Source organism: Enterobacter sp. WP_7_1 (assembly GCF_003688535.1).
GTDB classification, from domain to species: domain Bacteria; phylum Pseudomonadota; class Gammaproteobacteria; order Enterobacterales; family Enterobacteriaceae; genus Enterobacter; species Enterobacter asburiae.
Map to the genome: position 1 here is coordinate 410,859 of NZ_REFK01000003.1, position 12,997 is coordinate 423,855.

Sequence of the window (12,997 nt, forward strand, 5' to 3'; positions counted from 1 at the left end):
CTGATGCCCTCACCCCGGCTCTCTCCCACAGGGAGAGGGAGCAAACCCTAAAAACGGCAACGTGCGTTGCCGTTTTGCTTTTATTACGGCGCAGGATACGTATAAACCTGATGCACCGCTTCAATCTCCGCTAACACCTCTTCACTCAGGTTCAGATGGAAACTCTCAATATTGGTTTTCAACTGTTCCATCGTGGTCGCACCCAGCAGGGTACTGGCAACAAACGGCTGACGACGCACGAAGGCCAGCGCCATCTGGGCAGGGTCCAGACCGTGACGCTTTGCGATATCCACATAGGCGGCAACGGCTTTCTGCGTCTGCTCGCCGCTGTAGCGGGTAAAGCGGCTAAAGAGGGTATTTCGCGCCCCGGCCGGTTTCGCGCCGTTCAGGTATTTCCCCGTCAGCGTACCAAAGCCGAGACAGGAATAGGCGAGCAGTTCCACTTCTTCATATTGCGTCACTTCGGCCAGACCAACCTCATAGCTACGGTTAAGCAGGCTGTACGGGTTCTGAATGGTGACGATACGCGGCAGATCGTGTTTATCCGCCAGGTGCAGATAGCGCATTACGCCAAAGGCCGTTTCGTTAGAGACGCCAATGTAGCGGATTTTTCCCGCGCGCTGGCACTCGGTCAGCGCTTCCAGCGTTTCCAGCAGCGTTACGGCGGGGGCACTCTCATTCCAGCTGTAGCCGAGCTTACCAAAGCAGTTGGTTGGGCGCTGCGGCCAGTGCACCTGATACAGGTCGAGGTAGTCGGTTTGCAGGCGCTTCAGGCTGGCGTCCAGTGCGGCGCGGATATTCTTGCGATCGAGGATCTGATTCGGGCGGATCCCGATATCGTTGTTGCGCGCGGGACCACTGACTTTTGAGGCAATCACCAGCTTTTCACGGTTGCCATGTTTTGCCAGCCAGTTACCGACGTAGGTTTCGGTAAGTCCCTGCGTTTCCGGACGTGGAGGAACAGGGTACATCTCCGCGACATCAATCAGGTTAATCCCCTGGCTGACGGCGTAATCGAGTTGTGCATGGGCATCGGCTTCGCTGTTTTGTTCACCAAATGTCATCGTGCCCAACCCCAGTTGGCTTATTTCAAGAGCGCTGTGGGGGATACGGTGATAATGCATAGCCGGCTTCCTCAGTAGACTTATAGACCGCGTCAGGGCGTGCCCGACAAAGGAATATAAACATGGCAGAGGGGAAGCAAAAGGGGAAGAAAAAAATCAAAAAGGCCAGCAAGCGACTGACCTCTCTCTGTTTATCGCTCGATAATTTGCGATACTTCGTCGCGATTGATCTGCATTTTATTGCCTTCCTGGTCGCGGTAGCTGACCAGACCGGTATCATCGTCGACTTCGGGTTTGCCGTCGGTCAGGATCATTCGACCGTCTTTTGTCGCCATAACGTAATCGCTGCTACAGCCCGATACGGCAAACGCTAAACCGACTGCTGAAACTAACACTGCCCATTTTTTCATCGTTATCGTCCTCATCTGGCGCGTATCAAATCATAGTTTAGTTTTAACCCGATATTGCAACAGGAGGAAGCGGTAAAATCTTAAAAAGCAGTCGATTATGTTTGGGAGCTCGCAAAAAAAGTAAAAAACTATGTTTTTAGCAGGAAATGACGGGCAAGGAGCGCGCCGGTGAAATTCTTTTTGAGATAAAAACCGCGCGGCAACGTCAGTATCGGCTCACCCTTCGCGCCGATTGCCTCGGTAAGCGCTTTGCTGTTGGCCGCTTTCGGGCGCAGCTGTAATACTTCTCCGTGTCGGGCGGTGATGCGCTCTACCTGCCCAAGCACAATCATGTCCATCAGCTCCTCCCAGTCCAGACGCAGCTGTTGCTCCTCATCGTCGTTCGGGCTCCAGAGCAGCGGCGCGCCAACGCGACGCTCAGCCAGGGGGATCTGACGCTCACCTTCAACCGGTACCCACAACACGCGCTTAAGCTTATGGCGAACGTGGCTGGTTTCCCACGTCACGCCGGTGTTGCCGGTTAATGGCGCTACGCAGACGAAGGTGGTCTCAAGGGGCTTGCCCTGGCTGTCTATGGGGATGGTTTTTAACTCCACGCCAAGCGCTGCAAAATCCTGCTCGGGTTTGCTCCCTGCGCTGGCACCCAGCCACAGCTCAAGCAGCATGCCGATCCAGCCTTTATCCCGTTTCAGATCCTTCGGGATCTGAAGCCCTGCCATTGCCGCCAGCTCGCCAAGCGAAAAGCCTGCCAGACGCTGTGCCTGCTGTAGCAACTGGCCCTCGCTGGACGGCGGTGAGAGCAAGGGTGTAAGCGGATGCATGAAGGTAACCTTTTGATTAAAAAATAAACTAAGAAATTGTCCCCTGTGGATAGAGTTTAACTATTTCTGTACCAATATTCCATGTCTATGATTTATAGGTTTTTTTATTCTTTTGAAATCGTTTCACCAGACTCAGAAAACCGGTTGTTCAAATCTGGTCACTGACAATGAACAGGATCTTACACCATGTTATCCACAGAAAAATGGGATAACTGGGCATAACCCTGACTACTGTTTCAATTTACAGCCTTGACGTGCGATGAAAATCGAATTTTCAAACAAATTGTGACTAACTTATTGGCACAATCTGTGGATAAAACCGACGCTGTTCGATCTTTCATCAGCACGACGATCCCTGATGTGACGATCGTCACGCCATTCTGTTTTTTGTGCATAAAAATACATTTAACTTTATGAAAAATATTGGATTATTTAAATGATACGAAAGCGTTGGTAAGGCAGGGTTTGAGGTTGTTCATCGGTAATCAGACACTTCTTCACAACTATATCCACAGAAAAGGTGAATAAAATTCCCTTCGCCGCCTCTCATCTGTTTATAACTCAGCACTTATTTGTGAGTTATTCAAATGTTATTAGGTTGCAGCCCTGTAAGAGAGTGGTTTACCGCCTCCCTGTAGTGTGAAACAATCATTCATATATAAGGTTTAGTTTGGGGTAGTCCGGTGATTGATGACGATGGCTACCGCCCGAACGTAGGAATAGTAATTTGTAATCGTCAGGGCCAGGTAATGTGGGCCCGGCGATATGGTCAGCACTCCTGGCAGTTCCCGCAAGGCGGGATCAATCCGGGAGAGTCCCCAGAACAAGCGATGTACCGGGAGCTTTTTGAAGAGGTCGGTTTAAGCCGAAAAGATGTTCGCATCCTGGCTTCGACCCGCAACTGGTTGCGTTACAAGTTACCGAAACGTTTGGTGCGTTGGGACACAAAGCCGGTTTGTATCGGCCAGAAACAGAAGTGGTTTCTGTTGCAGTTGGTGGGCAACGATTCAGACATCAATATGCAAACCAGCAGTACGCCGGAGTTCGATGGCTGGCGCTGGGTGAGCTATTGGTATCCTGTTCGTCAGGTCGTGTCATTTAAACGCGATGTTTACCGTAGGGTGATGAAAGAGTTTGCAAGTGTGGTAATGCAGCTTCAGGAGATCCCGCCTAAGCCGCAGAGCGCACCTGCATGGCGACGTAAAAGAGGTTAAGCTACGCAAATCATGCTCACCCGCTTGCGAGAAATAGTCGAGAAGGTGGCTAGTGCTCCGCGTCTGAACGAGGCGCTGAATATTCTGGTCACTGACATCTGTCTTGCGATGGAGACCGAGGTCTGTTCGGTGTATCTGGCCGACCACGATCGGCGCTGCTATTACCTGATGGCGACCCGTGGTTTAAAAAAACCACGTGGACGCACCGTCACGCTCGCATTTGATGAAGGTATCGTGGGTCTGGTTGGGCGGCTGGCTGAACCCATCAACCTTGCTGATGCGCAAAAACACCCCAGCTTTAAATACATCCCTTCCGTAAAAGAAGAGCGCTTCCGCGCTTTCCTTGGCGTGCCGATTATCCAGCGTCGCCAGCTGCTCGGCGTGCTGGTTGTCCAGCAGCGCGAGCTTCGTCAGTACGATGAAAGCGAAGAGTCTTTCCTCGTCACGCTGGCCACGCAGATGGCGGCGATCCTCTCCCAGTCCCAGCTTGCCGCGCTCTTTGGTCAATATCGCCATACGCGCATTCGTGCCCTTCCTGCATCGCCAGGCGTAGCGATCGCGGAAGGCTGGATGGACGCCACGCTGCCGCTTATGGAGCAGGTTTACGAAGCCTCAACGCTTGATGAAGCGCTTGAGCGCGAGCGTCTTACCGCCGCGCTGGAAGAGGCGGCGAACGAATTTCGTCGTTACAGCAAGCGCTTTGCCGCAGGCGCACAGAAAGAGACGGCGGCCATCTTCGACCTCTATTCGCACCTGCTCTCCGACGCGCGTCTGCGTCGTGAGCTGTTTGCGGAAGTGGATAAAGGCTCGGTCGCAGAGTGGGCGGTTAAGAAGGTCATCGAAAAATTTGCCGACCAATTTGCGGCACTGACTGACGGTTACCTGAAGGAGCGGGCTGGCGATCTCCGCGCCCTGGGACAGCGTCTGCTGTTTCATCTCGATGACACCATTCAGGGGCCGAATGCCTGGCCAAAACGGTTTGTTCTGGTCGCCGATGAGCTCTCGGCAACGACGCTGGCTGAACTGCCTCAGGACAGGCTGGCCGGTGTGGTGGTGCGCGATGGTGCCGCCAACTCACACGCCGCCATTATGGTGCGCGCGCTGGGTATCCCAACTGTTATGGGAGCGGATATCCAGCCGTCGGTACTGCACCGCCGTACGCTAGTAGTTGACGGCTATCGCGGTGAGCTGCTGGTCGATCCTGAGCCGGTTCTGCTCCAGGAATACCAGCGCCTTATCAGCGAAGAGAATGAATTAAGCAAGCTGGCGGAGGATGACGTTAACCTGCCCGCACAGCTTAAGAGCGGAGAGCGGATCAAAGTCATGCTCAACGCCGGTTTAAGCCCTGAGCATGAAGAAAAGCTTGGCAGCCGCATCGACGGTATTGGCCTGTACCGTACTGAAATCCCGTTCATGCTGCAGAGCGGTTTCCCCTCCGAAGAGGAGCAGGTGGCGCAGTATCAGGGGATGCTGCAGATGTTTAACGACAAACCTGTCACCCTGAGAACCCTCGATGTCGGCGCGGATAAACAGCTGCCCTATATGCCGATCAGCGAAGAAAACCCGTGCCTGGGCTGGCGTGGGATCCGCATTACGCTCGATCAGCCGGAGATCTTCCTGATCCAGGTGCGTGCAATGCTGCGCGCCAACGCGGCGACGGGCAATCTCAGCATCTTACTCCCGATGGTCACCAGCATCGATGAGATCGACGAGTCCCGGCGACTGATCGAACGTGCAGGCCGTGAAGTGGAAGAGATGATCGGCTATGCGATCCCGAAACCGCGGATCGGGGTGATGCTTGAAGTGCCGTCTATGGTCTTTATGCTGCCGCAGCTGGCAAACCGTGTTGATTTTATCTCTGTCGGCACAAACGACCTGACGCAATATATTCTGGCCGTCGACCGTAACAATACGCGTGTCGCCAGTATCTACGACAGCCTGCATCCGGCGATCATTCGCGCGTTAGCGATGATTGCCCGTGAAGCGGAACAGTACGGCATTGATTTACGCCTGTGCGGTGAAATGGCCGGGGATTCAATGTGCGTTGCGATCCTGATTGGTCTGGGATACCGCCATCTGTCGATGAACGGTCGCGCTGTTGCTCGCGTGAAGTACCTGCTGCGACATATCGACATCAATGATGCCCGCGAGCTGGCTGAACGCAGCCTTGACGCGCAGCTGGCAGCAGAGGTTCGTCATCAGGTCGCAGCGTTTATGGAACGACGCGGTATGGGCGGCCTGATCCGCGGCGGCCGCTAATCATCTTTCGCCCTCTCCCTGTGGGGGAGGGCTCCAGCGCGCATAAAACCCTATACACATCTTTTACATCTCTGGCGCATCCTCCGCGCCCGCCTTGTGCTATGATTCGCAACTTTGGAGCCTCTGCTTACGGCAGAATCGCATTTCTACCGCTGTCCACTTTCAGCGGAATAACAACATCTTGTGGTGACAGATGAACAGTGGTTATCTGCATTTTCCGGAATTTGATCCGGTCATTTTCTCAGTAGGACCTGTTTCGCTTCACTGGTACGGTCTGATGTACCTGGTGGGCTTCATTTTTGCCATGTGGCTCGCTGGCCGTCGCGCCAGTCGTCCGGGCAGCGGCTGGACGAAAAACGAAGTTGAAAACCTGCTCTATGCGGGCTTCCTCGGCGTGTTCCTCGGTGGCCGTATTGGGTACGTGCTGTTCTATAACTTCCCGGTATTCCTGAATGACCCTCTCTATCTGTTCCGCGTGTGGGACGGCGGCATGTCCTTCCACGGCGGCCTGATTGGGGTGATCCTGGTGATGGTGATTTTTGCCAAACGCACCAAACGCAACTTCTTCCAGGTTTCAGATTTTATCGCACCGCTGATCCCGTTTGGTCTCGGCGCTGGCCGTCTGGGTAACTTTATCAACGGTGAGCTGTGGGGCCGCGTCGACCCGAGCGTGCCGTACACGATGCTCTTCCCGGGCTCCCGCGCAGAAGATATCGCGCTGCTGCCATCACACCCGGAGTGGCAGTCCATTTTCGATACCTACGGCGTTCTGCCGCGCCATATGTCTCAGCTGTACGAGCTGGCGCTGGAAGGCGTGGTGCTGTTTATCATCCTCAACCTGTTTATCCGCAAACCGCGTCCGATGGGCGCTGTCTCCGGCCTGTTCCTGATTGGCTACGGCGCATTCCGTATTATCGTCGAGTTCTTCCGTCAGCCAGACGCACAGTTTACCGGCGAATGGGTACAGTACATCAGCATGGGGCAGATCCTCTCCATTCCGATGATTGTCGCGGGTGCCATTATGATGATTTGGGCGTATCGTCGTCGTCCACAGCAACAAATTTCCTGAGGAACCATGAAACAGTATCTTGAATTGATGAAAAAAGTGCTCGACGAGGGCACGCCGAAAAACGACCGCACCGGCACCGGTACGCTCTCCATTTTTGGCCACCAGATGCGCTTCAATCTGCAAGAAGGCTTCCCACTGGTGACGACAAAGCGCTGCCACCTGCGCTCGATCATTCATGAACTGCTCTGGTTCCTGCAAGGCGATACCAACGTTGCGTATCTGCACGAAAATAACGTCTCAATCTGGGACGAATGGGCAGATGAAAATGGCAACCTGGGCCCGGTTTACGGCAAGCAGTGGCGCGCCTGGCCAACGCCTGATGGTCGCCATATTGACCAGATCACCACCGTGATGAACCAGCTGAAAAACGATCCGGACTCGCGCCGAATCATCGTTTCCGCCTGGAACGTCGGCGAGCTGGATAAAATGGCGCTGGCACCGTGCCATGCGTTCTTCCAGTTCTATGTAGCGGATGGAAAGCTTTCCTGTCAGCTCTACCAGCGCTCCTGTGACGTGTTCCTCGGCCTGCCGTTTAACATTGCCAGCTATGCGCTGTTGGTCCACATGATGGCGCAGCAGTGCGATCTGGAAGTGGGTGATTTTGTCTGGACCGGTGGGGACACCCATCTTTACAGCAACCATATGGAACAGACGCATCTCCAGCTGACTCGCGAACCGCGTGCGCTGCCGAAGCTGATTATCAAGCGCAAACCGGCATCAATCTTCGACTACCGCTTTGATGATTTCGAGATAGAGGGCTATGACCCGCATCCGGGCATCAAAGCGCCCGTCGCTATCTGATGCGATAAAGCGTGACACAACCGGTGCTCTTTAGCGCCGGTTTTTTTTCGCCTTTATCCCATTTCCCGAAGCGCTATCCAGAAAGCGTGCAACGCGCTGCAACACTCTCAATTCTCCGGATAACGCCTCGTAAAACGAAGAACCGTCGCTCGTCATGTTCACGGCGCTTCGCCACACTCCCGGTATGAAAAAAGAGAACGGTTTTACGCTTATCGAAACGCTGATCGCGATTTCGCTTGTCGTTATCCTCAGCGCCTCAGGGCTGTACGGTTGGGACAGCTGGCAGCGGCAGCAGCGGCTGTGGCAAACCGCCAGTCAGGTGCGAGATTACCTGCTGTTTCTGCGCAATCATGCCAACCGCTACAACCGCGACCATCAAATTACCCGTCTGCGGGTGGGAGGCATGGATTGTCTGGTGAGCTCTGCCGCGCAAGGCTGTGAGAAGGGCAGTCCCTTTGTGCTGATACCACTCTGGCCTGAGGTCGCGATCGGCGAGGTAACGCCGTCGCTCGCGTTCTATGGATTAAAGGATACGGCATGGGCAGGGCGAATACGCGTTCAAAGCCGCGCAGGAGAATGGGTGATTATTGTCTCAAATGGAGGACGAATCAGGATGTGTAAGGTCTCTGCGGGAGGTTCATGTCGATGAAGCAGCGAGGTTTCTCACTGACTGAAGTTCTGATTGCAACAGTGATTAGCAGCCTTTTGCTGATAAGCGCATCGCGTTTTTTACCCGGCTTGCAGCGGGCGGTCTTAGTGCAATCTGGCCAGAGACAACTGGAGGAAGAGGTCTGGCACCACCTGTTTGCCATGGGCAAACAGCTTCAGCGTGCGGGGTACTGCGCGGGAAACTGTCAGGGACAGGCGCTGATGACAGCCAGGCAAGGAAGTTGCGTCATTGTGCGGTGGGATGCCAACAGTAACGGCAGCTGGGATAACAGCGCATCAGAAAATGACAGTACCGGTTTTCGACTGGAGTCTGGTGCGCTTGAAACCCAGCGTGGAGCGACCTCATGTGAAGGAAAAGGATGGGAAAAGCTCACGGACCCGGACATGCTTACGATCGCGCATTTTGTGGTGAGAAAAGTGGAGCATGCCGGTTTTGCGCCAGAGGTGAATATCGAACTGGCGGCGATTTATAAAGGCGAGCAGGGGGAGCCCTGGCAGGCGTTGTATACGGTCACGGGGTACAACCTGTGAATCGTCAACGCGGAATGTCTTCGCTGGCGCTGGTTCTGCTTTTACTGGTGCTCGGTACCCTGATCCTCACGGGTCTCAATCAGCAGCTCACAACCTTTAGCGCGCTCGTCGGCGGTGAGAGCCGTTCGCTTCAGCAGCAGGCGACGGTGCAGTCCGCGCTTGAGTGGGGACGAGTTCAGAACTGGTCGTCAGAGATACAGGTTCAGTGCAAAAAGACACCGGCGTGGCGAGTGTGTTTGCGCCAGCTGAGTGGGGCGCGTGTGCTGCTGATTGCCGGAGACAGCGACCTGCTGCTCTGGCGCGCAGGAGAAATTGTCGACGGGAAAGTTCGCTTTTCGCCTCACGGCTGGAGTGATTTTTGTCCCCTTAAGGAGAGCGCGTTATGCCAGCTGCCGTGAACAGAGAAAAAGGGTTTAGCATGGTTGAGGTACTGCTGGCGATGATTCTGCTGGTTATCGTCGTGACGGCTCTGTCGGGTTATCACCGGGCTCTGGCGGCGCGGTTTACCCTATTTAATCAGTATCGCCAGCTCTGGCACCATGTCTGGAATCAGTCTCAGCTCTCAACAAATGTTCTCCCGGCAGGCTGGCAGGCCAGTCGGGGGCAGACAACGCACGCAGGATGTGTCAGCATCACGGTCACACTTATTTCTCCTCTGGGGCGGCGCGGTGAGATAACGCGCCTGCATTGCCCGGTTAGCCAGTAGTCGGGAGCGTCTATGTTAAGGGTCTACCACTCAAATCGTCTGGATGTGCTGGAAGCGCTGATGGAATTTATCGTTGAGCGCGAGCGGCTTGACGATCCTTTTGAGCCTGAAATGGTGCTTGTGCAGAGCACCGGTATGGCACAGTGGCTGCAAATGTCGCTTTCCCGTAAATTTGGCATAGCCGCAAATATTGATTTCCCGCTCCCCGCGAGCTTTATCTGGGAGATGTTTGTGCGCGTGTTGCCGGACATCCCGGAGCAGAGCGCCTTCAATAAACAAGGCATGAGCTGGAAGCTCATGGCTCTGCTGCCGGAAATGCTGCAGCACGATGAATTCGCCATGCTGCGCCACTACCTCAATGACGATACCGATAAGCGCAAGCTGTTCCAGCTGGCGTCGCGCACCGCCGATCTCTACGACCAATACCTTGTTTACCGTTCTGACTGGTTAATTCGTTGGGAAGCGGGCGAGCTGGTTGAAGGGCTACCGGAGGCGCAAATATGGCAGGCACCGCTGTGGAAAGCACTGGTAGAGCATACGGAGAAACTTGGGCAGCCTAAGTGGCACCGTGCCAACCTGTACGAGCGGTTTATCTCCATACTCGAGAATGCTCCGGAGCGCCCGGCCCGACTGCCGTCACGCGTTTTTATCTGCGGGATATCCGCATTACCGCCTGTTTATCTGAAGGCGTTGAACGCGCTGGGTAAACATATTGATATCCATATTTTGTTCACCAACCCTTGCCGACAGTATTGGGGAGATATCCTCGACGAACGTTGGTTTGCGCGGCTGGTAACTCGCCAACGAAAGCGCCTTTTTGAAGAACGTTCCGTCCCGCTGTTTAAAGACGGCTCGACTGCCGGGCAGCTTTTTGATGAAGACGGTATCCAGAACCTGCCCAATCCACTGCTTGCCTCATGGGGGAAGCTGGGGCGTGACTACATTCACATGCTTTCAGATATCACTTCATCAGGCGAAGGTGACGTGGATGCCTTTGTCGACATTCCCCCGGATAGCCTGCTGCATCATATTCAGCTGGATATCCTCGATCTGGAAAACCGTGCCGTGATGGGCGTGACGGCGAACGAATTCGAACGCAGCGACAGCAAGCGCAAGCTGGATGCTGACGATCGCAGCATCACGATCCATGTTTGCCATAGCCCTCAGCGTGAGGTCGAAGTGCTTCACGACCAGCTGCTGGCGATGCTGCAGGACGATCCCGAACTGACGCCACGCGATATTGTGGTGATGGTGGCGGATATCGACAGCTACAGTCCCTTCATTCAGGCTGTCTTTGGTAGTGCGACGGGCGAGCGATATCTGCCTTACGCTATCTCTGACCGTCGTGCTCGCCAGTCGCATCCGGCATTGCAGGCCTTTATCACTCTGCTTTCACTGCCGGATAGCCGCTTTATCTCCGAAGATGTCCTGGCGTTACTGGATGTTCCCGTGCTGGCTGCACGCTTCAGCATCACTGAAGAGGGGCTGCGCTACCTTCGTCAGTGGGTGAACGAATCTGGCGTTCGTTGGGGGATCGATGACGATAACGTTCAGGAGTTCGAACTTCCTCCTACCGGGCAGCATACGTGGCGTTTTGGCCTGACGCGTATGCTGCTGGGCTACGCCATGGAGAGCAGCCAGGGCGAGTGGAATGAGGTGCTGCCTTACGATGAGTCCAGCGGGTTAATAGCTGAACTGGTGGGGCATTTAGCGTCACTCCTGATGCAGCTTAACCGCTGGCGACACGAGCTGATGCAGCCGCGTCCGCTTGAAGCGTGGCTCCCGGTTTGCAGGGCATTGCTTAATGATTTCTTCCTGCCAGACAGTGACACCGAAGCGGCAATGGCACTGATTGAAACGCAGTGGCAGGCGATCATCGATGAAGGCGTGAATTCCCACTATCAGGAGGCCATCCCGCTGTCGCTGTTGAGGGATGAGCTGACGCAGCGGCTCGATCAGGAGCGAATCAGCCAGCGTTTCCTGGCTGGCCCCATCAATATCTGCACCCTGATGCCAATGCGTTCTATCCCGTTTAAAGTGGTCTGTCTGCTTGGCATGAACGACGGCGTTTATCCGCGAGCGCTGGCACCGCTGGGGTTCGATTTGATGAGTGCAGATCCAAAACGGGGTGACCGTAGCCGCCGCGATGATGACCGCTACCTCTTCCTTGAGGCGCTCATTTCCGCCCAGAGTAAGCTCTATATCAGCTATATCGGCCGTTCTATTCAGGACAACAGCGAGCGTTTTCCCTCCGTTCTGGTGCAGGAGCTGGTGGACTATATCGGCCAGAGCCACTATCTGCCGGGGGATGAAGAGCGCAACTGCGATGAAAGCGAGCAGAGGGTGAAAGCTCATATCACCTGTTTCCACAGCCGCATGCCGTTTGATCCGGTGAACTACACGGCCAGCGAGCGCCAGAGCTATGCGCAGGAGTGGTTACCGGCAGCGAAAAAGGAGGGGAGTGCGCATACCGACTTCATACAGGAGCTTGACCCGCGCCCTGTCGATACCCTTACCTTCGAACAGCTTCAGCGGTTTTGGGCGCATCCGGTGCGCGCCTTCTTCCAGCAGCGATTGCAGGTCAATTTCCGTTCTGAAGAGAGTGAAATTCCTGATGCAGAGCCCTTTACTCTGGAAGGGCTGGAGCGCTACCAGTTAAACCTGCAGCTGTTGAATGCGCTGGTTGAAGAGGAAGATGCGGACAAACTTTACCGCCGCTACCGTGCTGCAGGACAGCTGCCCTATGGGGCGTTCGGAGAAATTGTGTGGGAGGCGCAGTGTCAGGAGATGGCCGCCCTGGCAGAGCGCGTAAGAGAGTGCCGACAGCCAGGAAAAAGCATTGAAATCGATCTCAACTGCAATGGTGTACAGCTCACGGGCTGGTTAACCCAGGTTCAGCCGGACGGGCTGCTGCGCTGGCGACCCTCTATGCTTAGCGTTTCACAGGGTTTGCAACTCTGGCTGGAACATCTTGTCTACAGTGCGGATGGTCATAAAGGTGAAAGTCGGATTTTCGTGCGCAAAGAGGGCGAATGGCGCTTCCCGCCGATGGAGTCTGAGCAGGCGTTACGGTATCTGTCTTTGTACATTGAGGGCTACCGTCAGGGAATGAACAAACCGCTCCTGCTACTGCCGGAAAGTGGCGGGGACTGGATAAAAGCCTGTTATGACGCACAGAATGATGCGATGTTAACGGATGAGGCGTCACTGCAGAAAGCGCGCAGTAAATTTATGCAGGCCTACGAAGGTAACATGATGGTGCGGGGCGAAGGTGAAGATGTCTGGTATCAGCGTTTATGGCGAACGCTTGAACCAGAGTACTTTGAGGCCATCACGGAAGAGGCGCAGCGCTACCTGCTGCCGTTGTTTAAATTTAATCAGTCCTGAGCGCTGTATAAAAATTGCGCAGTATGGGGTGTTCATTTATGATGCACTTCTTATCACGGACTGATG

General features: G+C 54.7%; 12 protein-coding genes. 9 read left to right on the plus strand and 3 right to left on the minus strand.

Annotation, left to right across the window (positions count from 1 at the left end; translation table 11 throughout):
• Window positions 1–83: 83 nt before the first annotated feature.
• The 3 genes from BJ885_RS15230 to mutH all read right to left on the minus strand — a co-directional run bounded on the left by BJ885_RS15230 (window position 84) and on the right by mutH (window position 2,295).
• Complete coding sequence (locus tag BJ885_RS15230) at window positions 84–1,124, minus strand: NADP(H)-dependent aldo-keto reductase (protein ID WP_121932241.1); 1,041 nt, start codon at window positions 1,122–1,124, stop codon at window positions 84–86.
• A 131-nt stretch (window positions 1,125–1,255) separates the two neighbouring features.
• The gene (locus tag BJ885_RS15235) at window positions 1,256–1,474 is read right to left on the minus strand and encodes a YgdI/YgdR family lipoprotein (protein ID WP_008499668.1); all 219 of its coding nucleotides are present in this window, start codon (window positions 1,472–1,474) and stop codon (window positions 1,256–1,258) included.
• 128 nt (window positions 1,475–1,602) lie between these two features.
• Window positions 1,603–2,295, minus strand: a complete 693-nt coding sequence (mutH, locus tag BJ885_RS15240; RefSeq protein WP_038417291.1) for a DNA mismatch repair endonuclease MutH — start codon at window positions 2,293–2,295, stop codon at window positions 1,603–1,605.
• A 683-nt stretch (window positions 2,296–2,978) separates the two neighbouring features.
• Between mutH and rppH the strand changes: the two genes are divergently transcribed.
• The 9 genes from rppH (at window position 2,979) to recC (ending at window position 12,931) form a co-directional block, all read left to right on the plus strand.
• Window positions 2,979–3,509, plus strand: coding sequence for an RNA pyrophosphohydrolase (gene rppH, locus BJ885_RS15245; RefSeq protein WP_013098553.1), 531 nt, complete (start codon window positions 2,979–2,981; stop codon window positions 3,507–3,509).
• 12 nt (window positions 3,510–3,521) lie between these two features.
• Complete coding sequence (gene ptsP, locus BJ885_RS15250) at window positions 3,522–5,768, plus strand: phosphoenolpyruvate--protein phosphotransferase (RefSeq protein ID WP_023309047.1); 2,247 nt, start codon at window positions 3,522–3,524, stop codon at window positions 5,766–5,768.
• Window positions 5,769–5,961: 193 nt separating this feature from the next.
• On the plus strand, window positions 5,962–6,837 hold the full coding sequence (gene lgt / locus BJ885_RS15255; protein WP_023309046.1) for a prolipoprotein diacylglyceryl transferase: 876 nt from the start codon (window positions 5,962–5,964) through the stop codon (window positions 6,835–6,837).
• Window positions 6,838–6,843: 6 nt separating this feature from the next.
• Complete coding sequence (gene thyA / locus BJ885_RS15260) at window positions 6,844–7,638, plus strand: thymidylate synthase (protein ID WP_014885081.1); 795 nt, start codon at window positions 6,844–6,846, stop codon at window positions 7,636–7,638.
• 184 nt (window positions 7,639–7,822) lie between these two features.
• Window positions 7,823–8,287: a prepilin peptidase-dependent protein gene (locus BJ885_RS15265; protein WP_121932335.1), complete on the plus strand. Its 465-nt coding sequence runs from the start codon at window positions 7,823–7,825 to the stop codon at window positions 8,285–8,287.
• Window positions 8,278–8,838, plus strand: a complete 561-nt coding sequence (locus tag BJ885_RS15270) for a prepilin peptidase-dependent protein (RefSeq protein ID WP_121932242.1) — start codon at window positions 8,278–8,280, stop codon at window positions 8,836–8,838. The genes BJ885_RS15265 and BJ885_RS15270 overlap by 10 nt, the downstream gene beginning before the upstream one ends.
• Complete coding sequence (locus BJ885_RS15275) at window positions 8,835–9,236, plus strand: DUF2509 family protein (RefSeq protein ID WP_121932243.1); 402 nt, start codon at window positions 8,835–8,837, stop codon at window positions 9,234–9,236. Before BJ885_RS15270 ends, BJ885_RS15275 begins: the two co-directional genes overlap by 4 nt.
• Window positions 9,221–9,544, plus strand: a complete 324-nt coding sequence (locus BJ885_RS15280; RefSeq protein WP_029740491.1) for a prepilin-type N-terminal cleavage/methylation domain-containing protein — start codon at window positions 9,221–9,223, stop codon at window positions 9,542–9,544. Before BJ885_RS15275 ends, BJ885_RS15280 begins: the two co-directional genes overlap by 16 nt.
• A 12-nt stretch (window positions 9,545–9,556) precedes the next feature.
• Window positions 9,557–12,931: an exodeoxyribonuclease V subunit gamma gene (recC, locus tag BJ885_RS15285; protein WP_121932244.1), complete on the plus strand. Its 3,375-nt coding sequence runs from the start codon at window positions 9,557–9,559 to the stop codon at window positions 12,929–12,931.
• Window positions 12,932–12,997 lie beyond the last annotated feature (66 nt).

Bases quoted from the DNA above. Each gene is read 5' to 3' on its own strand.
- BJ885_RS15235 (WP_008499668.1), bottom strand. From the start codon at position 1,474: ATGAAAAAATGGGCAGTGTTAGTTTCAGCAGTCGGTTTAGCGTTTGCC.
- mutH (WP_038417291.1), bottom strand. From the start codon at position 2,295: ATGCATCCGCTTACACCCTTGCTCTCACCGCCGTCCAGCGAGGGCCAG.
- BJ885_RS15265 (WP_121932335.1), top strand. From the start codon at position 7,823: ATGAAAAAAGAGAACGGTTTTACGCTTATCGAAACGCTGATCGCGATT.
- BJ885_RS15270 (WP_121932242.1), top strand. From the start codon at position 8,278: ATGTCGATGAAGCAGCGAGGTTTCTCACTGACTGAAGTTCTGATTGCA.
- ptsP (WP_023309047.1), top strand. From the start codon at position 3,522: ATGCTCACCCGCTTGCGAGAAATAGTCGAGAAGGTGGCTAGTGCTCCG.
- BJ885_RS15230 (WP_121932241.1), bottom strand. From the start codon at position 1,124: ATGCATTATCACCGTATCCCCCACAGCGCTCTTGAAATAAGCCAACTG.
- BJ885_RS15280 (WP_029740491.1), top strand. From the start codon at position 9,221: ATGCCAGCTGCCGTGAACAGAGAAAAAGGGTTTAGCATGGTTGAGGTA.
- lgt (WP_023309046.1), top strand. From the start codon at position 5,962: ATGAACAGTGGTTATCTGCATTTTCCGGAATTTGATCCGGTCATTTTC.
- recC (WP_121932244.1), top strand. From the start codon at position 9,557: ATGTTAAGGGTCTACCACTCAAATCGTCTGGATGTGCTGGAAGCGCTG.
- thyA (WP_014885081.1), top strand. From the start codon at position 6,844: ATGAAACAGTATCTTGAATTGATGAAAAAAGTGCTCGACGAGGGCACG.